The organism is Piscibacillus salipiscarius JCM 13188, from assembly GCF_001311865.1.
Classification (GTDB): Bacteria; Bacillota; Bacilli; order Bacillales; family Alkalibacillaceae; genus Piscibacillus; species Piscibacillus salipiscarius.
In genome coordinates, this window is sequence record NZ_BBCD01000003.1 from 24,061 (window position 1) to 46,451 (window position 22,391).

At 37.3% G+C, this 22,391-nt stretch carries 16 protein-coding genes and 10 pseudogenes; 9 read left to right on the top strand and 17 right to left on the bottom strand.

What is annotated here, in order from left to right; all coding sequences use genetic code 11:
* Positions 1-40: 40 nt before the first annotated feature.
* The 5 genes and pseudogenes from JCM13188_RS02780 to JCM13188_RS02800 all read right to left on the bottom strand — a co-directional run bounded on the left by JCM13188_RS02780 (position 41) and on the right by JCM13188_RS02800 (position 4,754).
* A complete protein-coding gene (locus JCM13188_RS02780; RefSeq protein ID WP_054751982.1) occupies positions 41-892 on the bottom strand; it encodes a hypothetical protein in 852 nt (283 codons plus the stop codon).
* Between the two features lie 146 nt (positions 893-1,038).
* Positions 1,039-1,503, bottom strand: coding sequence for a GNAT family N-acetyltransferase (locus tag JCM13188_RS02785; RefSeq protein ID WP_054751983.1), 465 nt, complete (start codon positions 1,501-1,503; stop codon positions 1,039-1,041).
* A 175-nt stretch (positions 1,504-1,678) separates the two neighbouring features.
* The gene (locus JCM13188_RS02790) at positions 1,679-2,116 is read right to left on the bottom strand and encodes a pyrimidine dimer DNA glycosylase/endonuclease V (protein WP_054751984.1); all 438 of its coding nucleotides are present in this window, start codon (positions 2,114-2,116) and stop codon (positions 1,679-1,681) included.
* A gap of 13 nt (positions 2,117-2,129) precedes the next feature.
* Positions 2,130-2,992, bottom strand: a pseudogene (locus JCM13188_RS02795) (5'-3' exonuclease).
* Positions 2,993-3,560: 568 nt separating this feature from the next.
* Positions 3,561-4,754: pseudogene (locus JCM13188_RS02800) on the bottom strand (M20 family metallopeptidase).
* 29 nt (positions 4,755-4,783) lie between these two features.
* On the opposite strand from JCM13188_RS02800, the gene JCM13188_RS02810 reads away from it, so the two are divergent.
* From JCM13188_RS02810 to JCM13188_RS02840, 8 genes and pseudogenes are all read left to right on the top strand, one after another.
* Positions 4,784-5,380 carry an HD domain-containing protein gene (locus JCM13188_RS02810; protein ID WP_279401290.1) on the top strand — a complete coding sequence of 199 codons (597 nt, stop codon included), beginning with the start codon at positions 4,784-4,786 and terminating at the stop codon, positions 5,378-5,380.
* Positions 5,381-5,454: 74 nt separating this feature from the next.
* Entirely contained in the window at positions 5,455-5,601 is a 147-nt protein-coding gene (locus JCM13188_RS17665) for a hypothetical protein (RefSeq protein ID WP_279401291.1), read from the top strand.
* Complete coding sequence (locus JCM13188_RS17670; RefSeq protein ID WP_279401341.1) at positions 5,598-6,020, top strand: sigma-70 family RNA polymerase sigma factor; 423 nt, start codon at positions 5,598-5,600, stop codon at positions 6,018-6,020. Before JCM13188_RS17665 ends, JCM13188_RS17670 begins: the two co-directional genes overlap by 4 nt.
* On the top strand, positions 6,013-6,774 hold the full coding sequence (locus tag JCM13188_RS02820; RefSeq protein WP_054751991.1) for a hypothetical protein: 762 nt from the start codon (positions 6,013-6,015) through the stop codon (positions 6,772-6,774). Before JCM13188_RS17670 ends, JCM13188_RS02820 begins: the two co-directional genes overlap by 8 nt.
* Before the next feature lie 8 nt (positions 6,775-6,782).
* Positions 6,783-7,340 (top strand): hypothetical protein, encoded by a 558-nt coding sequence (locus JCM13188_RS02825; RefSeq protein WP_054751993.1) that lies wholly within the window; start codon positions 6,783-6,785, stop codon positions 7,338-7,340.
* 75 nt (positions 7,341-7,415) lie between these two features.
* Positions 7,416-7,727 carry a YetF domain-containing protein gene (locus JCM13188_RS02830; RefSeq protein WP_054751994.1) on the top strand — a complete coding sequence of 104 codons (312 nt, stop codon included), beginning with the start codon at positions 7,416-7,418 and terminating at the stop codon, positions 7,725-7,727.
* Positions 7,728-7,934: 207 nt separating this feature from the next.
* A pseudogene (locus JCM13188_RS02835) lies at positions 7,935-9,663 on the top strand (ABC transporter ATP-binding protein).
* A pseudogene (locus JCM13188_RS02840) lies at positions 9,653-11,494 on the top strand (ABC transporter ATP-binding protein). The pseudogenes JCM13188_RS02835 and JCM13188_RS02840 overlap by 11 nt, the downstream one beginning before the upstream one ends.
* A gap of 165 nt (positions 11,495-11,659) precedes the next feature.
* On the opposite strand, the gene JCM13188_RS17675 reads toward JCM13188_RS02840, so the two are convergent.
* From JCM13188_RS17675 to JCM13188_RS02900, 12 genes and pseudogenes are all read right to left on the bottom strand, one after another.
* Positions 11,660-11,920 (bottom strand): RsiV family protein, encoded by a 261-nt coding sequence (locus JCM13188_RS17675; protein ID WP_279401342.1) that lies wholly within the window; start codon positions 11,918-11,920, stop codon positions 11,660-11,662.
* A gap of 10 nt (positions 11,921-11,930) precedes the next feature.
* Positions 11,931-12,173 (bottom strand): hypothetical protein, encoded by a 243-nt coding sequence (locus JCM13188_RS02845; RefSeq protein ID WP_054751996.1) that lies wholly within the window; start codon positions 12,171-12,173, stop codon positions 11,931-11,933.
* Positions 12,170-12,433 carry a hypothetical protein gene (locus JCM13188_RS02850; protein WP_054751998.1) on the bottom strand — a complete coding sequence of 88 codons (264 nt, stop codon included), beginning with the start codon at positions 12,431-12,433 and terminating at the stop codon, positions 12,170-12,172. The genes JCM13188_RS02845 and JCM13188_RS02850 overlap by 4 nt, the downstream gene beginning before the upstream one ends.
* A gap of 111 nt (positions 12,434-12,544) precedes the next feature.
* Positions 12,545-14,097: pseudogene (locus JCM13188_RS02855) on the bottom strand (BCCT family transporter).
* A 40-nt stretch (positions 14,098-14,137) separates the two neighbouring features.
* Positions 14,138-14,815, bottom strand: a pseudogene (locus JCM13188_RS02860) (amino acid ABC transporter ATP-binding protein); the annotation flags it as partial.
* Between the two features lie 34 nt (positions 14,816-14,849).
* On the bottom strand, positions 14,850-15,509 hold the full coding sequence (locus JCM13188_RS02865; protein ID WP_054752000.1) for an amino acid ABC transporter permease: 660 nt from the start codon (positions 15,507-15,509) through the stop codon (positions 14,850-14,852).
* 25 nt (positions 15,510-15,534) lie between these two features.
* Positions 15,535-16,322: pseudogene (locus JCM13188_RS02870) on the bottom strand (ABC transporter substrate-binding protein).
* A 266-nt stretch (positions 16,323-16,588) separates the two neighbouring features.
* A complete protein-coding gene (locus tag JCM13188_RS02880) occupies positions 16,589-17,653 on the bottom strand; it encodes an ABC transporter substrate-binding protein (protein ID WP_054752268.1) in 1,065 nt (354 codons plus the stop codon).
* 19 nt (positions 17,654-17,672) lie between these two features.
* Positions 17,673-18,463, bottom strand: a pseudogene (locus JCM13188_RS02885) (ABC transporter ATP-binding protein).
* 5 nt (positions 18,464-18,468) lie between these two features.
* A pseudogene (locus tag JCM13188_RS02890) lies at positions 18,469-19,169 on the bottom strand (ABC transporter permease).
* A gap of 548 nt (positions 19,170-19,717) precedes the next feature.
* Entirely contained in the window at positions 19,718-20,032 is a 315-nt protein-coding gene (locus JCM13188_RS02895; RefSeq protein ID WP_054752004.1) for a hypothetical protein, read from the bottom strand.
* A gap of 346 nt (positions 20,033-20,378) precedes the next feature.
* Complete coding sequence (locus JCM13188_RS02900) at positions 20,379-21,083, bottom strand: 2-keto-4-pentenoate hydratase (protein ID WP_054752006.1); 705 nt, start codon at positions 21,081-21,083, stop codon at positions 20,379-20,381.
* A gap of 209 nt (positions 21,084-21,292) precedes the next feature.
* Here JCM13188_RS02900 and JCM13188_RS02905 point away from each other — a divergent pair.
* A pseudogene (locus tag JCM13188_RS02905) lies at positions 21,293-22,391 on the top strand (branched-chain amino acid aminotransferase).

Consider the following 22,391-nt stretch of genomic DNA (forward strand, 5'->3'; position numbering starts at 1 on the left):
ATTTATCGTAACAAAATGTATCTTGAATTTAAAATAAATACTACTTTTCTTTATAAATACTTTGATAAAAATCAATAGTTTCAGGGTAAACCGTTCCCTCGTGTGCATATCCATTCGCATACTCTACTTTTAAGTCGACACTTAACACTTGATCTGCAGGTTCAACCACTACGTAATATAGGTTAGGATCATTTACGGTTTGATGTTCCTGGTTTTCAATGACTGATGGAAGGTCTCCTTTTGTGATTTCTTTACTCTCTTTTTTACCGTCTACATATTGATAAATGGCTGTGATCTTTTTAATCTTAAAAAACGGCAAATCCCGTTCGTCTATGTGGTCAAATCCAAGAATTGTAAAGTTGTCTCCTTGATGACGATCTCTTATTTCGAGATGCGCTGGCGTGTGCAGATCCGGCGGGAGAGGCTGAATGTTCGAGGTGCGGTTGACATCACCTTCACTTAGAATTTGATACTCATATTCTTTAAAAGGTTGGGCCTTAATAGAAGCAACAAAATTATTACCTTCGCTCTTTTCAGCGGTTACTTTTTGCCAATTTTTATCTCTTTCTCTATAGACAACACTTATCTTCGCTTTATTTTCAATTTCTTTAAATGACCAGTTTATATTTACTGCAACCAAGCTGGCATTTGATTTTTCAAGGTTAACATCATATTGAGTATCTGTAATCCACTCACTGTTTTCTTTCATATTATGTATTTCATGATTAATTGAACTGACACTACTATCGACTGAACGGATTGAATTGATGACATTTTGTTCAATTTGGTTATGACTCTCAGACAGTTTAAGTTCCAAACGAATAAAGAAAAAGATATTTAATAAAATAATCAATCCTAAAACGCTATACGTTATTTTCTGATGACGATTCATTTAATCCCCCTTTTCGTTGTAAAAAAAGCGCTTCCTACAAGTAAGACCCACCAACTTTTTCCTATTATATCATTTGATTCTATTGTATAGAACGATATTCTAACTATAGTTTTATCCAAAATCGATTAACAATGGTCCCATCTTGTTCAGTATAAGACTGATCTTGAATACCACCATTGTTCATAATCACTTTTTGATCCAATATTATCGTCATTGCACGTGATTAAAGCTTTTTGAATTCCCATCTTCTTTAGATGTCTTAAACACTCTTTTAACATAAATGTTGCATACCCTTTTCCTCGTTCAGTTGGTCTAACGCCATACCCGACATGCCCTCCGATTTGAAGCAATGTTTTATTAAGTTCATGGCGCATATTGCAGCTTCCTAGAATTCGTCCTTCTTCATTCACAAGAAAATAAGTCGTGTTAGCAACCCAGCCTTCACGAATGATACCTTGCGATTCGTTTTGCCATCGTTTAACATACGCTTCGTATTGGTCATTAACTTTCCTTAAAGTAGTAGGCACAACTTTTTCATTATGTTTTTCCCATTCTCTTAGGTATTCATAAAATGATTCTTTTAGTTCAAGTGTTGGTTTTACCAATTTCATATTGACCCTCCTCACTCTTTTTATCGACCCTTTTATGTGATTTATCGACCCCAATCACTGGTTTTTCTACCCATTTTCATAGTTTATCTAACTTTTTTGCCATTTTATCTACCCTTCACTGCGATTTATCGAACTATTGATATGAAAAAAGTGAGCTTCTTCAGCTCACTTTTTACTAATTTACTATTTCCCATTCCTCCACAGGTCCATCGATGACTTTAAACAACGGATGCGGAATAATGTCTTTTGCGACTAATGTTTTTAATTTTTTTAAACGATTAGGGTCTCGCTGTCTTAACTTAGCACGTAAATGTGCCCATTCATATTCAAGTTGCCCTGTCGTTACCATTAATTGTTCGCCTGGTTCAACTTTAATAATTTTAGAATGATCAAAGTTATAACCACGCGCTTTTGCTTCAATATACACATATTCTAAGTAGATTCCTATTGCTTGCATAGGATCAGCTTGTTCACGAAACCTGACTAGCTGAGGGTGTTTCTTGTAGCCTTTTGTTTCTCCAAGCAACACTTTTTGAGCTAATAAAGACTCGCGCCAGCAAGCAACTAACCCTTTTGCATCTAAATATCTTGGATGAATGGACCATAAACGCACTTTGCATCAACCTCTATATCATTTGATCTAAACGTTTAAATTCTAACTCTTGGAACTTTTCCATCGCCCGGTTGCGATTAATACGAAATTCTGCATCTTTAAGATCACAAGTGACTCCAGCTTCACAGTAGATCTCAGCCAACTTGCGTGATAGATAAACCATTTCAAGATCTGTTTCAAATTTAGAACGTTGAGCTTTTGTTAGTGAATCTAGGTTAGCTAAAATATTATCGAGTGAACCGTGCTGTTTTAATAGTTTTAAAGCTGTTTTTTCACCAATTCCTCGTACACCTGGATAATTATCTGAAGAATCCCCCATCATCGCTTTTAACTCAATCATTTGCTGCGGTGTAATTCCTTTTTCTTCTGTAAATCGTTCAGCATGGTAAATATCATAATTACCATAACCTTTTTTAGGAGGACAACATTCACATTTTGATCAAGTAACTGTAAAATGTCCTGATCTCCTGTCAAAATATAAACCTCTGAATCTTGTTTATAGTGATTGGCCAGCGTACCGATACAATCATCGGCTTCGTAGCCAACTTCCCCGACATTCGGGATATCCATTGCTTCTGTTACTTCTTTAACAAGATCGAACTGAGGAACTAACTCCTCTGGCGGAGCACCTCGATTGGCTTTGTATTCAGAGTAAAGGTCATTTCTGAACGTATGACTTCCCATGTCCCAGCATGCAACCACATGAGTTGGTTTAAAAGTATTTGTAGCTGTAAGTAAATGTCTAACAAAACCATGAATGCCATTTGTCGGAATCCCTTTACTGTTTACCATAAAATAACCCGACATGGCTGTTGAGTAGAATGCTCGGATTAGTAGAGCCATCCCATCAACTAGTAATACTTTATTTTTATCCATTTTAAATCCTCCATTATTTAAAGACACTGTGCATTTATTTTCTTTCAACCGTTCTAAACAATCGGACAAATTCTTCTGGAGCCTCTTTGACATGCAAAGTGATGACACCCTTTATGGTGTGTAGATAAAAAAGCCGTACCGTTTAGATAACATTTTATATGAGACATCAAGCACTTGTTCGATTGAGTATTCTTGATCTGACGTCACAATTTTATCATCATATAACTCGATCCAATGCTCTTCTTCAATTCTATTTTGTTGAAACTTAAAATGATCTATTTCACGCCTAATGCTAAAGTAGGGATGTTTGTGTAAAATCGATAAAACTCCCTTCCGTGTACTGCCAATATTATAGCATTCAACTTGTACGATGTCTCGTTAAATGTTAGTTACAGAGGATGTGCTAATAGTATGGTTGCTAGCGAAACTCATCATGGCTAACTGAATTCAAGTTGTCCCAACGACAATCGTACTTCACCTAACGACATTCAGCTCGCCCCTAACGGCAATAAAGTACTATTCATTGAATCTTCTAAACAAAAAAAGCTGAAGCGTATTTGCTCCAGCCTTACTTTCCATATTCAATTAATAACAATGCCAACAGAGCGCTGCGTTTAGGCATTTCACTGACCACACAGTGCTCATGGTGGGCATGCGCCCCCGCTCCAACTGCTCCCAGCCCGTCTAACGTAGGGGCAAGTGATGCTGTGAAGTTTGCATCACTTCCGCCGCCTGTAAATTCCTCAATTAATTCAATACCTAAATAATCATGCGCTAGAGATTTAGCTTTTTCAAAAAGTCGCTCAATGTCATCTGTTCGCTCTAAAGGCGGGCGGTAAATTTCACCGGTTACTGTTATCTCAATATTTGGATCATGTGGCTTTAAATTTTGAATGAGTGGAACAACACGGTTCATTTCTTCTTTCGTTTGCACACGGACATCAACTACCGCGTGCGCATCTTCTGCGATGACGTTTTTTTGAGAGCCACCATCGATTAAGCCAACATTCACCGTCGTACCTTTTTCTAAATCTGTAAGACTCGACAAATAGGTAATCTGCTCAGCTAGTTCTTCTATGGCACTAGCCCCTTTCTCAGGGTCAATTCCAGCGTGAGATGGAACGCCATGCACACGGATTTCAAACGTGCCAACACCTTTTCTCGCTGTCTTTAGTGCCCCTTCTTTACCTTGAGATGGTTCTAGCACAAACACTCCATCACTCTTTTTAGCTTCTTCTATTATATAATCCTTTGACGTCGGACTTCCTAATTCTTCATCGCTTGTCATCATTAAAACTATTTTTATCTAAATGAATATTTAATTCTTTTAAAGTTTAATTGCAAATAACGCCTGAACAATACCTGCTTTCATATCAAAAGTACCTGGCCCGTAGGCTTTCCCGTCTGTAATAGAGAACGGCATGACCTCTAAGGTACCCTCTGGCCAAACCGTATCCATGTGTGTAATGATTAATAGCTGTTTGTCGCCTTCTCCCCAAACGGCTTTTAAGTGAGTTGAGTAGCAATCGCTAAATAACTTTTCAACCTTACCGCCTGTCATGTCTATAAATATATTAGATAAATATCGCCCTATTTTTTCAGTTAAATCAGGTCTTGTCGATGGTGATTCATAACAGACTAACTGTTCTAACAAATCAACCATCTCTTCTTCTATCTGATGTAAATAATCCACTATTTCCTTCAACAAATTCTCCCCCCGACGCTCTATACAATCTTTCATTATTATTATACACTTTTTCATAACAAACGGTTATAAGGTGTGATAAGAATATGAAAGAAAAATTTAAACAAATGATGGAAGTCATTCACCTTTCTGAAAAACTTAAATACGAGCTTAGGCACAGTTGGCTGTCAAATGGAAGGCAAGAAAGTGTTGCGGAACACACATGGCGACTATCACTGATGGCTATGTTAGTTGGACCACACTTAGAAAGAGAAGTCGACACTCTTAAACTATTAAAAATGACTATTATCCACGACTTAGTGGAGGCTGAAGCAGGGGATATTCCCGCTTTTGATACACAGAACGATCAACAAGCGAAAGAGCTAAAAGAACAGAATGAAGAACAAGCTATTCTAAATATAAGAGAATTAGTTAGTGGTGAGCAAGGAGCTGAGTGGTATCATCTCTGGCACGAATTTGAAGCAAAAGAAACCTATGAAGCCAAAGTTGCCAATGCTTTAGATAAACTAGAAGCCCAAATTCAACATAACGAAGCCGACATAGACACATGGCTACCAATCGAGTATGACATGAGCTATATGCTTGGACGACATACTCAATTCAGCCCCGTTCTCGATCAGCTGAAAGACGTGATTGAAGAAGAAGCTGATAAGAAAATAAGACAATCAACAAGATCTGGTTAAACTAAAACCAGGTCTTTTTTGCACCCATCTTCAAAGCTTATCCGTCTTAAGTTATAGAAGAAAGGAGGCAGATCATGTCAAATAACTTAGAGGCACAATCTAATCCATTATCCGAAGAAGAGAGCCTCAGGCTATTAGAAGAATGCATGAAGGAATATGGACATGAAATAAACGTGTTGTTTATTCTTATGTCAAAAATCAATCAGATGCAGACGACATAACTCAAGATGTATTTGTTAAAGTCTACGAGAACTTAAATACGTTTAAAGGTCAGTCATCGCTAAGAAGCTGGATTTATTCCATTGCTATTAATAAAAGCAAAGACCACTTAAGGTCTGTAAAAAATCGGCAGCGAATTTATCGCGAGAAGGTTGTGAATCTTTGGCGAAACAAAGATGAAGAATCACCTGAAAAGCATTCCATACAGGAAGAAGATTCTAAAGAGGTTTTACAGACTGTAAATGAACTTCCTTTAAAATATCGAGAGGTCATTATTTTATATTATTTCGAGGATTTATCGCTAAAGGAAATTGCATCGGCATTGTCGGTCAAGTTAAACACTGCGAAGGCGAGACTTCAAAGAGCACGCAAAAAGTTAAAACCTAAACTAGAACATGATGGAGGTGATCAACTTGGATAAAAAGTTGCAAAAGGCTAAAGAAGACTATCAAAATCAAATTCAATTTACTGACGAGGACCGTCATCAAGTCTTAGAGAAAATCACTGAAGCCAGGCATACTAAGTCTAAAAAGGGAATCTTTCATCCCTTTCCAGTAGCGTCCGCTTTAATAGCGACCTTATTAGTTGGTTTTCTTTTTATAAACAATTACGATCAATTATTTAAGCAAAATACCGCATCTCCAAGTTCTGAGTCCGTTGAAGGGTATATTGTCAAAATGGAAGATCAACAGGCTTTAATAACAAATTCAAACAATGAAACATCAATTTGGATTACTGACATACCCGATTCACTTGATATAGGGCATCAAATAGAAGGTTCATATGAAGATCATGAGGAATCAGCCAATGTATTAGATGAATACGAAATTACAAATAATGAAACAGTTGATGATTCTCAAATGACAAAGGATGAAGCAGTCAGAATAGCACTGACAGAAGCTAATACTAGTGATTATGAGAAAATCGTGATTCGTAACGTTATTTTTAATAAGAACGAACAATTTTGGAGTATCGGAATTGACGCCAATGATTCTGCGATTATTATCAACATCGACGATCAAACAGGTGAAGTTCTTTCTGAAGAGCATCCTGAAGCAAAGGATCCAAATTTAGATGAAGTATTAACCAACTACGAAGAGACGATTACGTCATTAAAAAACGAAAACACACAAGAAATTAATTTTGACTCAAAGATGAAGTTAAAAACTATCTAACCCAAGCGATGTCATCATCACTGGCTGAAGACCATATCGACACGTTGATTGAAGAGCGAGATGGTGAGCTATATTTATCTGCATCAGAATTTCCTGTTTTTATTAATACCAATGAAGACTATCAAACGTCTCAAATAGATGATGAAACTTATCAAGTAACGCAAGAAAATGACAGTGAATTAAGAGGGCATTTAGAAATCACATTCACAATTAATAAAAGACAAGACGCATGGATTGTTGACCAAGTAAATGTCAATAATTTAGATCAAAATTCAGCTAAAATTGATTCTGATGTGCAAGCCGAAGAAGAGGTTCTCAAAGCACTCCAGCTAGGCGAAAGTTATCAAGCCAGTTATGATGGGCAAGAGCCACCATCCGAGGACTATGCGGACCAAAACTTAGCTCGCATTCAGGTCTATGAGGAAAACGATAATGCGAGAGCAACTTACGGTTGGTATTATATCAATATGGACAATAGATCGATTTATGAATACGAAGTAGCTACAAATGAACTAACACTAATTTTTCAATACGAAAATGGTAGCTATAACAAGGTAACCGATTAATAAAAGGTCAATACGAATAATATTTCTTTTCTAATTAAAACTAACCTTATCATTGTATTGTAAGGTAGTGAGAAAATGGATCTATCTCAACTTTTATTGAGGCTGTTTCTTTCATTTTTTATATTGTTTATCCTAACCAGAATTATGGGAAGAAAAGAAATTAGTCAACTTACCTTTTTTAATTTTGTATCTGCGATTTCTATAGGAGCAATAGCTGCTGCAGCTACTAAAGGAGATTTAAACATTGGCGCCAGTCCAAACCAATTGATAGACCCACTATCAACCGAACTAGTATCTGATGGAAAAGTTAATAAAACTAATTTAACAAAACTCAATTTAACTGTAGAGTGGTTGAACGAACAATTAAAAAGTCATGGCATAGACTAAATTAGCGATGTTTTTTATGCAGAATTATCACCTGACGGAACCTTATTTGTAAATACAAAACAAAATCATTAGTTAAACAATTCCTACCTCAAAACCTCTTGAGGTAGGTTTTTAATTTTACTGAAAATTTCGAGCCCCGTACTATTTATTTTTATTATTTTTCGGTAAAATAATGGTTACTTAGGATTTATACTTGGAGGACTCATCATGAGATATATTGCTCGTTATTTAAAGCCTTATTATATACATATGATTATCGCTTGGATACTCATGTTAACGGAGTTAACGGTCGAATTACTTCTTCCATTCTTCTTAGGAAAGATGATTGATGAAGGGATTCAAACTCAAGATTTAAATACCATTATCTACTGGGGATCCATCATGGTCGGATTAGCTATATTATCATTTGCCGCAGGAATCATTAACTCATTTTATTCTGCGCACGTGACGTTTAAATTCGGATATGATGTTAGGCAGAAGTTGTTCGAGAAAGTTCAAGCCTTTTCATTCAAAAACTTAAACGAATATCCGACTTCATCCTTAATTACTCGATTTACTAATGATATCCGTATGATTCAGAACGGAATCTTTATGGGTCTAAGAATCATGTTAAGAGCCCCATTATTAGTCATAGGCGGCGTTGTGATGGCGTTCATCGTTAACTGGAGAATAGCACTGATCTTCTTAATTACTGTTCCGTTGTTAATCGGATTCTTACTCATTGTTGTTCGGAAAGCCGGAAAGTTATTTGGGAAAGTACAAGAACGATTAGATAACGTGAACCGTGTTATGCAAGAAAATCTTTCTGGAATCCGTCTAATCAAGGCTTTTTTACGTAAGAAGCACGAAACCAACCGCTTCATTGGCGCGAACTCTGAACTGATGAATTACACTAAGAAATCTTTACGATTAATTGAAACCTCCATGCCTGTTCTTCTTTTCGTCATGAACATGAGCTTACTATTTATTTTATGGTACGGAAGTATTGAAGTCAGTAACGACAACGCTCAGGTTGGGGATGTAGTTGCAATTATTAACTACGCCCTAAGAGTATCGATGGCCATTTCCATGTTCGGCTTTTTGACGATGGCAATTGCTCGAATGAAGGCCTCAGCAGACCGCATTTCAAATGTATTAGATGCTGAAATTGATTTAACCGAGTCTGAAGATGTACAGAAGCAGTATCGTGTGAACGATGGCTCTATTGAATTTTCTAATGTGTCATTCCGTTACCCAAGTTTAAAAGAAGATGTCTTATCAAATTTATCATTTACAGTTAAACCAAAAGAACGAATTGCAATCATCGGCGCGACTGGCTCCGGGAAACGTCACTGTTTCAATTAATCCCACGATTATATGATGTGACAAATGGTGAGGTCTATGTCGATGGTCATGACGTTCGTGATTATAAATTAGATCATTTACGCCAAACGATCGGATACGTACCTCAAGCTCCGCTACTTTTTACCGGTTCTATTCGTGAAAATATACGCTGGGGTAAAAACGAAGCAATAGAAGATGATATCGTAAAAGCCGCTAAAGATGCTCAAATTCACGATACGATTAAAGATTTACAAAAAGGTTATGACACCAAAATTGGGCAAAAAGGCGTTAACTTATCTGGTGGTCAAAAACAACGCGTCTCCATTGCTCGTGCATTAGTTAGAAAACCTAAGATTCTAATGTTAGATGATAGTACTAGTGCACTGGATTTAAAAACAGAATCAAAATTACTAGAAGCCATCGAACGATACGAGTGCACCACACTGATTGTGACACAAAAATCACGACGGCTATGAATGCAGACCGAATATTTCTAATGGATGATGGTCAATTATTAGATGTTGGCAGGCATGATCAATTACTGAAGACTTCTGATCTTTATCGCAAAATTGTTGAGTCACAATTCGGAAAGGAGGGTGTGCATGAGCGTTAAGCAGTTTTTAACAGAGCCATTTAAACATGACAAAATTGATCTCAGTGAAGCTAAGAGAGTTGACGACCCTAGAGCTAAACCAAAAGTTCGTGACTGGAAAGGAACCTTGAAGCGTATTTGGAATATGATGATGTCTGAGAAATGGAGACTACTATTTGTGTTTCTAATGGTTGTCATCTCCTCCGCTCTTGCCATCCTTGGACCAACCATGATTGGAAGAGCTGTCGATGATTACATTAATACAGATCGCGAATCAGCTGGTCTTGGCCAAGTGATGATTTGGTTATTTTGGATTTACGTTTTTTATTCCTTAGCTATGTTCTTACAACAATACGTGATGATTGGAATTGCTCAAAATACGGTCTATGACTTAAGAAAGCAATTATTTAACCAATTACACCTCCTTCCTATTGCCTTTTTTGATAAAAGACAATTTGGAGAAATCATGAGCCGAGTAACTAATGACGTAGATAATGTAAGTAACACGTTAAACTCATCTGTTATTCAAATCTTCTCAAGTGTTCTAACATTAATTGGAACCGTTGCTGTTATGCTGTACCTAAGTCCGTTATTAGCTTTAGTCACATTAACAATTATTCCAATGATGGTTCTAGGAATGAAATGGATTACGAAACGTACTGGGCCTTTGTTTAAAATACAACAGAAAACGTTTAGGGGACATGAACGGTTATGTGGAAGAGACCATTTCTGGTCAGAAAATTGTTAAGACATTCTCTCAAGAACATCGAGTCAAACAAACGTTTGATTTAAAAAAATGATCAAGTCATGAAATCCAGCTTCTGGGCTGCTGCTATATCTGGTTTTATCCCAAAACTGATGAACATGTTAAACTCCTTTAGTTTTGCGATTATCGCCTTTGTTGGTGGAGTTTTAGTCGTATACGACATGGCATCAGTTGGAACGATCGTCATTTTCACTGAGCTTGCTAGACAGTTTACAAGACCTTTAAACGAATTATCGAACCAGTTCAACCAGCTCCTCTCTGCCGTTGCAGGTGCAGAGCGAGTGTTTGATATTATAGATGAAGACAGTGAAGAATTAGATGAAGGTAATGCGATTAAGATTGGTGAACCTAAAGGGGAAGTTGAGTTTGATCACGTAACTTTTTCGTATGATGAGGATGATGTTGTTTTAAAAGATGTTTCATTTAAAGCAGAAGCTGGAGAAACCGTTGCCTTTGTTGGTCACACAGGTGCTGGTAAAACGACAATCATCAATCTCATATCGAGGTTTTATAATTACGATAGCGGAAAAATTTTGTTGGATGGTACAGAGATTAAAAACATTAAACGTTCTAGTTTGAGGCAACATATGGCATTTGTTTTACAAGATGCATTTTTATTTGAGGGAACAATTAAAGAAAATATTAGATACGGCAGGTTAAATGCAACAGATGAAGAAGTTGTTGAAGCAGCCAAAAATGCTAATGCTCATTCATTTATTATGAAATTCCCTAATCAGTATGACACTGTATTGGACCCTAATGGGAGTGGCATTAGCCAAGGTCAAATGCAGCTATTAACGATTGCTCGTGCGTTACTTGCTGATCCAAAATTTAGTTTTAGATGAAGCGACGAGTAGTATTGATACCGTGACAGAAGTTAAAATCCAAGAGGCGCTACAACGCTTGATGAAAGGCCGCACAAGTTTTGTAATCGCCCACAGACTAAATACAATCCGAAGCGCTGACCAAATTATCATGCTTGAACATGGTCAAATCATTGAAAAAGGCTCACACGAATCGTTGATCAAACAAGGCGGTCATTATGCTGAGCTATATCAAAGTCAACTAGATAACTTGGCTAATTAAAAACAACCCATGATGCTCTTTCCGCATCATGGGTTGTTTTTTCGTGAATTTATCTACCCCATATAACAATATATCTACCCTTTTTGTGAGTTATCTACCGCGAATTTTGTCGACGAAGTAAAAAAGCTCATTTTATCTACCCTTGAAAAGAATTTTTCTAACTTTTTAATTAAACCCTAATCTCTGGGACCAATTCTTTTTCAACAATGTTTGAATTTCATTATCAATGGGAATCTCTGCCTCAGGCATTCCAGCTGCACCAGGTGTAATCTCGTATTTATCAAACCTGAAGATCAATTTTCCATCATTAATATACATATTCTCAAACATGTACTTCGGCTTATTAACCCACTCCTCTAACTCTTCTTCAAAAATGCCTAAATCCGTCTGTTCTAATAGAGCTTCTTGGACTTTAGGTCTAATGATATCTCTTGCTTTACGAACGTTTTTTAAATAACTCTCCTTGCTTAATCACTCTGTTCGTCTTTACATCTACTAGCCATGTATGACCAGTTTCATTGACGTTTGCTCCGCCTGTATATTCGGATTCAGTAAAGACAAGCGAGTACAAATCTTCACCAGCCTGGTAAATATCTAAATTAACCGTTAAATTCCCTGGCCTTTCTTTAGTTACATTTCCTTCAATGGTTGACATGAATTGATTGATCGTACGTTTCATGTAGTCTTTAAAAAATTGTTAAGCCCGTCTGACTTAAACACTGGCAATTCGAATTTAACACTATAAATATCTTCACTTGTTTCATAAGTTAATAATCTAATTCCATCAAAATCCGTTTCCACAATATCGAAGCCTTTTTCTTGGTCAACATCCACTTCCTCTGCATTTGAGAAAATAGACGAGAGTACTTGACCAATAATAAAGCTAATAATAAAAGCAATAACGAAATACTTAACAGTTTGTTTGGCATTGTGATTCATTCCGACTCCTCTTTCTAGTTTTTGTTATATAGTTTTAGTTAAACCAATATTAGGAGAAATATGCATTATTACACAAAAAGCCCTCGAATGATTTCGAAGGCGATAAAGTAATTAATCCTTTTTCCGTGCGTTAATTTTCTTTTGAATTCGTTCGTGCCTTTTAACTTCTCTCTTAGAAATAGGAATCGTCTCCCGCTTTAACATGTTCATAATCGCTACTAACATAATGAGCATGATAACCGTAAACGGTAAAGCCGACACCAACGATGCCGTCTGCAATGCGTCTAATCCACCTGCTAATAACAAAACACCTGCAATAGCAGATATTAAGATCCCCCACACAAATTTATGTGATAAAGGTGGAGTAGTGCTTCCTCGAGATGTCATACTTCCTAGTATATAGGCAGCTGAGTCGGCTGATGTGACTAAGAATGTAAAAATTAATAACACTGACAAAACTGACATAATGAATGTTAAAGGTATGTGATTATAAACTTGGAATAACGCAACAGCAATATCATTATTAACCGCTTCAGCAATGCCTGCTTGATGATTTAAATCGGCATCTAGTGCTGTCCCACCAAATGCTGCAATCCACACGCAAGCAATGACGGGCGGTACCACCATAACACCTAAAATAAACTCACGGATGGTGCGTCCTTTTGATACGCGAGCCACAAATGCACCGACAAAGGTGACCATGCGATCGCCCATGCCCAGTAGAACACAGTCCAATCTCGCACCCAAGTCCCGCCTTTATATGGCTGAAGCCTTAAGCTATAGTTTATAAAGTTAGAAATATAATCGCCAATACCTAGAGTAAATGCATTTAAGATAAAGATTGTTGGGCCAAATATAAGCACAAACACTAATAACAGTAAACATAACCCTAAGTTAATATTGCTTAAGTATTTAATCCCTTTATCAAGCCCCGTAAAGGTGGATGTCATATAAGCTACGAACATAACCACAATAATTAATAGCTGTACCCAAACAGCTGAAGGAATATCTGAAATAGTTGATAATCCCCCATTAATTTGTAAAACACCGAGACCTAATGATGTCGCAACCCCCATTACAGTCGCAATAACGGCTAACGTATCAATCGTATTAGTGACAACAGGTTTATGACCAGTCACAGGTTCCATCGCCTTAGAGATTAGTCCAGCATCTCTTCGCCTGAACTGCATGAAGGCTACGACTAATCCAACGATTGCGAAAACAGACCATTGACTGACGCCCCAATGGAAAAAGGAATAGCCCATTGCTAAGCGAGCTGCTTCTTCTGTTAAAGGCTCCACACCTTCAATGGTGTCTCTAAAAAGTGAGACATCGGCTCCGCAACACCCCAGAAGACGAGTCCCGCCCCAAAGCCTGCTGAAAATAACATCCCGATCCATGTAAAAAAATGGATAATCTGGCCTTTCCTCTTCTCCGCCTAATCTAATTTTTCCATACCGGCTAAAAGCTAACACAGCCAAAAATATGACTAAAACGAATACCGCAATTAGGTAAAACCACCCGAATTTAGAGGTTGTAAATAAGAATAATCTATTCGCAACCTCACCAAATTGTTTAGGCATAATGGCTCCAATTATAACTAACAGCGCGATCACGATAGCAGATACATAAAAAACTGGGTTTTTAAAATGTTTTGTGTCCATAAGCGCCTCCTATTCCAATGAATAGAAGAGTTCCTACTGCTTATAGAACTTTGTCTAGAAAATCTCTCGCACGTTCTGTTTTAGCAGAGGAGAAAAACTCTTCTGGTTTAGCTTCCTCTACTATTTTTCCGTAATCCATAAAAATAATTCTATCTGCTACTTCTTTTGCAAAACCCATTTCGTGAGTTACCACAACCATTGTCATACCAGTATTGGCAAGTGACTTAATGACATCGAGCACTTCCTTGACCATTTCGGGGTCTAATGCTGATGTCGGTTCATCAAAGAGCATCACTTCGGGCTCCATCGCCAAAGCGCGGGCGATGGCGACACGTTGTTTTTGACCTCCAGATAACTTATTTGGATAAGCCTGTTCTTTGTCACTTAGACCAACTTGATTTAATAACTCTTTCGCCCTTTTTCTGCTTCTTTTTATTTAACCCTTTAACTGTCATAGGTGCATAGGTTAAATTTTCAATCACCTTCATATGCGGGAAAAGATGAAAGTGCTGAAATACCATGCCAATTTTTGCCTGACGTTTAAAATGTTTGTTTTAGGGTCCATTAAATCTTCATCATCCATTAACACTTGACCACTTGAGGGGGATTCAAGCAAATTCATGCATCGTAATAACGTGGATTTACCAGATCCAGATGGTCCAATCACAGCCACCACTTCACCTTGTTTTACTTCCGTTACAATGTCTTGCAACACTTCTAAATCCCCAAAATTTTTATATAAATGTTCAACCTTAATCACTCTGACTCAGCCTCCGTTCAAGCAGCTTGCCTAATAATGTTAAAATCATAACCATTCCATAATAAATTAAGCCGACAAATAAATACGGTTCAAAGTTACGGTAAATGTCGGCACCAACAACAGACGCGCGGCGCATTAAATCTAAGTAATTAATCACCGACACAATGGCCGATTCTTTTGTTAATGTAATGAATTCATTCATGAGTGCTGGTAAAATATTTTTCATCGCTTGAGGTAAAATAACTTTGACCATCGTCTGCCTGTAAGGGATACCTAAAGCTTGTGCCGCTTCCTTCTGTCCTTTATCGACAGCTTGAATACCTGCACGAATAATTTCCGAAACATAAGCCGATGAATTCAAGCCAAATGTTAGTATAGCTGCTAGAAACTCTGGTATGTCGTAACCCAAAAGCTGCGGAACACCATAATAGACTAGCATTAGTTGTAAGATCAACGGTGTCCCCCGAAACACTGATGTATAGAAATCAGCAAGCCATTTAAGATATTTAGCATCAGATATTTTTACTAGCGCGATCACTGCGCCCAAAATAAAACCAATAATGATTGCAATAATGACAAATCTTAACGTAACCCATATTCCTTCAAGCATAAAAGGAATATAAGGCACGATTTGGGTAAAATCCAAATTCATGCCTTAACACCTCAATTCTATTTGTTTAGTCTTCTGTTAGCTCCCATTTTTTAGCTAGTTCATCAATCGTTCCATCTTCTAAGAATTGTTCAATTACAGCATTAACATCTTCTTTTAAATCACTATCTTTTGGAAAAGCAACTGCCATCCCTGGTGAACTCGTAGTCGGATCATCAAATCCAGCTAAACCTTGCTCTTCGATATAGCCTTCTGCAACTGTTTTATCCATGTAACCAACGTCAATGCGTCCTGTTTTTAACTCTTGAATTAGAGTCGTTGCTTGGTCCATCGATTTAAGCTCGAAGTTATATTCTTTTTTTAACTCTTCAGCGCCTTCGTATTGAATGGTCCCTAATTGAACGCCTACGACTTTACCTTCTAAATCTTCTAAACTCTTAATATTTGAGTCTTTTGTAGTAACAAACATTTCACCTGAATGGTGATACTCCGTAGAGAAATCAACGTTTTTTGACGATCTTCCGTTGCTGACATACCTGCCATAACCATATCAACACGATCAGACTGAAGAGATCCGATTAATCCATCGAATTTCATATCTTTAATTTCAAGTTCATAACCTAGTTCTTCCGCAATCTTATGAGCTAAATCAACATCAAACCCTTCAAATTCCCCTTCTGGATTAAAAGATTCAAAAGGAGGAAAATCAGCAGATGTTCCCATCACTAACGTACCTTTACTTTCACTTGATTCACTTTCTGCATTAGCACTTCCACTTCCTTCACTCCCACCACACGCAGCAAGAACGATTAATAGAATAATAGATAACGCCGAAAACATAACCTTTTTAGACATTGTAGATCCCCTCTCCAAAATTGTATATTTATACGATTAAATGCATATTAACACATAATTATGCATAAAATACCCTTTCGATTAAAGAAAAATAATTCAGATAATTGAAAGGGTCTACAATAGTTTCGCGGTGAGCGTACTTTTGTATTTTATGTATATCTAGACCTCTATTATAAGACAACATTTCATCTCTTCTATTAGTGGTCCTCTGTTCAATCCATTTGGTCATAAAAAAACTGCCCAGGGGCATGGGCAGTTCATTATCCTTACTCATATTCACCGATCTTCTCTAAAACCTCTTCCACTAAAGACGTATCAATTGCTTGCTCAAAGTCAACCTCACCTTTGATGGCGCCGTTATCTTTATATACTTCATATTGATTCTTAATATCTTCAACAAACATTCTACCATTTGGATTAAGTCCTGTTACGCCAACTTTTTTCCACAGTTCAGGATCCTTAAGTGCTGTATATTCAGTCATGATTTCAATGACCTGGTCAACATCTCCAGTCTCCTTAATAAACGCATCGTTGTAGTCACGCACGCCTTTTAGATAGGCAGCCATAAACCTCTGGGCAACATCACGCTTTTCAGTTAAAAATTTTGGCGAGCCAAGCACCATTGCAATTTGAGCCTCTGGTGCATAATCTGTTGCATCTTTAAATCGAAGGTGTAGACCTTGCGATTCACCTTGAGTGATCAGTGGTTCAATTTGTAGAGCAGCATCAATTTGTTTATTACCCATAGCAGCTAACATATTACCGAAGTCCGACATAAGAACAAACTCAACATCGTCTCTTGTAAGGCCAGCGTGCTTAAGCATCTCACCGAAAATATAATCATCCACGGCATTTTGAGATGATACGGCAATCGTTCTTCCTTTTAAATCTGAGTAATCTTTAATTTCTTCTTTAAGGTCTTCACGAATAACAAATGTGAAGTAAGAACTACCTTCTACGTTATGTCCTTTATCCGCAATCATGCGAACATCTATACCTTGAGCAATCGAGTTAAAGAACGAAGCTGTTGAAATGCCGCCTGCTACATCTACCTCACCTGCTGCAATGGCAGGTAACATTTCATCGCTGTTGCCAAAAGTCGCAAATTCTACTTCTATATTATAGTCTTCAAAATAGCCCATCTCATTAGCAATGTAAAAACCTGCACCAGATGCAGCACCATCTTCAGCTATTACTACAGTCGCTCTTTCTTCTAATGGTTCAAGGCCTTCCTCTATTTCACCACCTGAACCTGTTTTACCCTCCTCTTGACTACAAGCGCCTAACGTCAAGACGAGAAGCAAAAGCGGAAGTGCAAACCACTTTTTAATCATGTTCACTCTACCTTTCTTATTGATTTCGTGATTCTTGAACCTCATCTTGTAGATGGGTCCATATTTTTAAGAAAATATCAGCTGTCTTTGGATCTGACCTAACTTGTGTCATCTGCCTTGGTCTCGGCAGGTCTATCGTGACCTCTTCTTTAATCGTTCCAGGCTGAGAGGTCATTAAAAAGATTCGATCACTAAGTAAAATAGCTTCATCAATACTGTGCGTGATAAATATCACTGTCTTTTTGTCTCTTCCCAAATCGCAAGTAATTCCTCTTGTAAAATAAACTTGTTTTGCTCATCTAGAGCAGCAAACGGTTCATCCATTAGTAATATTTCTGGATCATTCGCGAATGCCCTAGCGATACTAACTCGCTGTTTCATACCCCCAGACAATTCTTTCGGATATAAGTTTTTATATTTAGATAAGCCAACTTTTTCTAAGTAATGATTAGTTCTGTCATTTATAACTTTCTTGGGTGCGTGACGCATTCGTAGACCCAGTGCCACATTTTCCTCAACAGTCATCCATGGAATAACTCCTTGTTCTTGAAAAACCATAGATTGTAATGGGTGGCGTGCTGATTCACTCGATTGAATGTTAAACTCGCCTGAACTTGGTTTTTCAAGTCCAGCTAAAATTCGAAGTAATGTCGTCTTCCCGCATCCACTAGGGCCTAAAATACATACAAATTCCCCATCCTTAATTGAAAAATCTATGTTTTCAAGGGCCATGACGCGCTCCTTATTTTTGATAAACACTTTTGTTAATCCATCGACTTGAATTTTTCCAAGATGAGACAACGTCATTCCTCCTATTTCCATGGAATTAGCTTACTTTGTAGGCCACGTAGTAATAACGAGAACAAGTAGCCAAAAAACGATATTAACAAAAGCCCTACAAACATCTCAGGAATAAGAAATGCCTTATAATTCATCCAAATAACATATCCGATTCCTGACCTAGCACCGATCATTTCTGCAGCGACAATGGTTAAAAGTGCAATTGCCTGCCCCATTTGGATGCCTTCCATCATAACTGGCATGGCACCGGGAAGGGCAATTTTCATAAAGAAGTCTTTCGGGTTAGCTCCATAGTTTTTAGCCACATCTGCATACACCTTATCGATACTCATCACACCAGCGACCGTATTAATCACCACTGGGAAAAAGACACTTAAGGCGATTGTCACCATTTTGAAAACTCACCAATTCCAAAAATAATTAAAATGATTGGTAACATCGCAAGTGTTGGAATTGGCATTAATGCCATGATTAAAGGTGAAAAGAAATGCCTTATGGATGAATACATCCCCATAATGAGCCCTAATGTAATTGCTGGAATAACGCCTAATAAGAATCCGCTTAGAATGCGAATCAAGCTCACTTTGACGTGTTCAAACAATTCACCTGATGCCCCCATTGAAAATAATGTTTCAATAATGAGCGTTGGTGCTGGAAAAAATCTTGGGTCAATTACAGCTGTTCTTGATAACAACTCCCAAATTAACAACATTAATACTGGGGATGAGATCGTTAATAGCTGTTTAATTCGATTATTACGTTGCCTACGCCTCAGATCTTCTTGTTCCACCTCAACCGCTTTACTTAACTCTTCCACTGCTCTCACCTCTACGCTTCATACTATGCACTGGGCGTTAACCGTGTCTGTCCTAATTTTTTTGTTTTTAAAAAACTGTGCAGTAGCCCACACGCAAAAAATATGTTAAGTAGAAAGCTTGACTCTGGTGGTCATCAACTACCTATAATGATCTTGACTAATACGAAAAAACATAACATTTATGGGACATAAAAACCCGTTTATGGGACATTGGAGTGAAAGTTAAGGCATCGAATTTTGTCGAAAATGGGTATTCGACTGATTTTATGAGACATTTAATCTAGTTTATAAGACATTCTGGTTAAAATATAAGACATCCACACATCAAAAATAAAAAATCCTAAGGTTCATTTTTGGAACCTTAGGATTTTCCGAATCTATAAAATTAGGGGGAGTTTATGCTTAAAGCTATCTTTTTAAAGGGTGAGAGTTAATCTAATTAATTATGATTCAGAGTCCTCTTCTGAACCTTCTGTTGTTGAGCCTTCAGTACCATCTTCGTTTTCACTATCTTCCATTTCATCGCTACTACCTTCTGTTGAATCTGTTGAGCTATCTTCTGATGTACTATCATCAGTTGTACCTTCTTCGCCAGTACCAGTAGTGCCATCTTCAGAAGTTGAACCGTCTTCAGTTTCTGTACCACTATCTTCTTCAGTTGCTGGATCTTCAGTGGCCGGATCTTCTTCACCGCCGCCACCACAAGCTGCTAAGAAACCTGTACCTACTAGTAATGAACTGATAATTAATTTTTTCATTTCAAAACACTCCTTTTTTATGTTTTGATTATGTGTTTTGCAACTATTTTTTCGTTGCACTAATCAGATACCCGCTTCAAACAGAGCCAAAACACATGTTACTGATTTGTAAATAAAGTAATGTTTTGGTTAATTTAAAAGAATCTTTAGTCCTATATAAATAAGGATTTAATCATTCTAATAGTTGGAATATACTACTAAAAACCGAAATAACTTTACAATAACTTTTCAAAATATAAAAAGAAACACCAATTTAAACCGAATTTGGATTAAAATTGATGTTTTATTCTATAAAAAAGTTTAATTAACTTCTAAACTTACCTCGCCTACACCTTCAAAATGAACATTATAATGACCCTTCTTTAGTTGCTGGGGCATCATAAAATGTTCCTGATGAAATAACCATACCAGACTGTAATGTCTCACCTGTTTTAGCTAATTGTTGAGCTAACCATTTAACAGCATAAACCGGGTTTCCCAGCACTTCACTTGAATGGCCAGTCGCAATGAGTTCATTGTTTAAAGTTACTGATACATTAATTGAATTTAATTGTTCAAAGGTTAAATCATGTTTGTGCTCACCAACCACTACTTTCCCTGCAACTGCTCGATCAGTTACAATTTGATTCAAAGATAAATGAGGGAACCAATCTTCGTACCGGGAATCTGGAATTTCAATACCTGGAGCGACTTGGGTTTTCCTTATTATATCCATCTCATCATCTTCAGGATGAATATCCTCTTTAACCAAAAACATAAGTTCCACTTCTATTAATGGTTCAGACATATGCTCTAATTGTAATTGGCCGCCAATCACGGAGTCTTCCGTAAGTGCGCCATATAGAGGTTCCTCTGCATCAAATAAATCCTGCGTTTCTTTACTAGTCAGGCTGATTTTATAGCCTTTTAAATGATTATGGTTTTGAGTTTCTAATTTAATAAGTTTACTCTGAAACTGGTAAGCTTCATCTAGTGATTGTGCTACCTCTATAGATTTATGTAGTCTTGGACCGCCTTGGTGAGCACGTGTTAATTGATCTAAATAACTCATTAAAATCACTCCCTTTAAAGCACCACTTAGTTACTTTAAAATTTTTAACCTGTATTCTACTCCTCAAAATAGTCCAAATCAACCTTTATCATCAAAATATTTTAAAAATTCAAATAAAAAACGCTTACATTTAGAAAAAGGGGTTGAAATCCTGTCAAACCTGTATTATCATTTTTATTAAAATTTTCAGATAATAAGGAGATGACAACATGGAAAATCGTACACTACGCGTATTTAAAACAATGTCCTATCGTGAGAAACCAAACAGTGAAGAGCTTGCTTTTGGCCGAACATTTACTGACCACATGTTTGTAATGGACTATTCAGATGCAGAAGGCTGGCACGATGCCAAAATTGTTCCTTATGAACCACTTAAAATCGATCCGGCTGCCATGGTATTTCATTATGGTCAATCCGTATTTGAAGGACTCAAAGCCTACCTTAATCCTCAAGGTGAACCTCTTCTTTTCCGCCCACGGAAAAATATTGCAAGATTAAACCGCTCAAACGAACGTTTATGTATCCCGACACTTGATGAAGACTTTTTGCTACATGCCTTAAAACAACTGATTTATATTGAGAAAGAATGGATTCCAAAAGCTGATGGTACATCTCTTTATATTCGCCCAATGATTATATCAACGGAACCATTTTTAGGAGTTGCACCATCTAAAGAATATAAATTGGTAATTATTCTATCTCCTGTTGGTGCTTACTATAAAGAGGGAATCAATCCAATAAAATCGCGGTGGAAAATGACTTTGTTCGTGCTGTACGTGGGGGTACTGGTGAAGCGAAAACGGGCGGAAACTATGCATCTAGTTTGAAGGCGCAGGAAGTTGCCGGTAAGGAAGGCTACTCTCAGGTACTTTGGTTAGACGGCGTTGAAAAGAGGTACATTGAAGAAGTTGGTAGCATGAATGTATTTTTTAAGATTGGAGATGAAGTTGTAACTCCTGAACTTAATGGAAGTATTTTAAGTGGTATAACGCGAAGTTCAGTTATTCAATTGTTAAAACATTGGGGAATTAGTGTACGCGAGAGCAAGATCACAATCGACGAGCTTTATCAAGAGTATCAAAAGGGAAATGTTGAAGAGGTGTTTGGTTCTGGTACTGCCGCTGTCATCTCTCCGATTGGGCAGTTAGACTGGAACGATCATAAAATGTTTTTAATAATGGTCAAACTGGTAAGCTCTCTAAAGAACTTTATGAAACATTAACAGGTATTCAATATGGCCGTCTCAATGATCCATTTAATTGGATTGAGAAAGTGGCAACTCAGCAAACCATGAACAAAGTAGGTTAA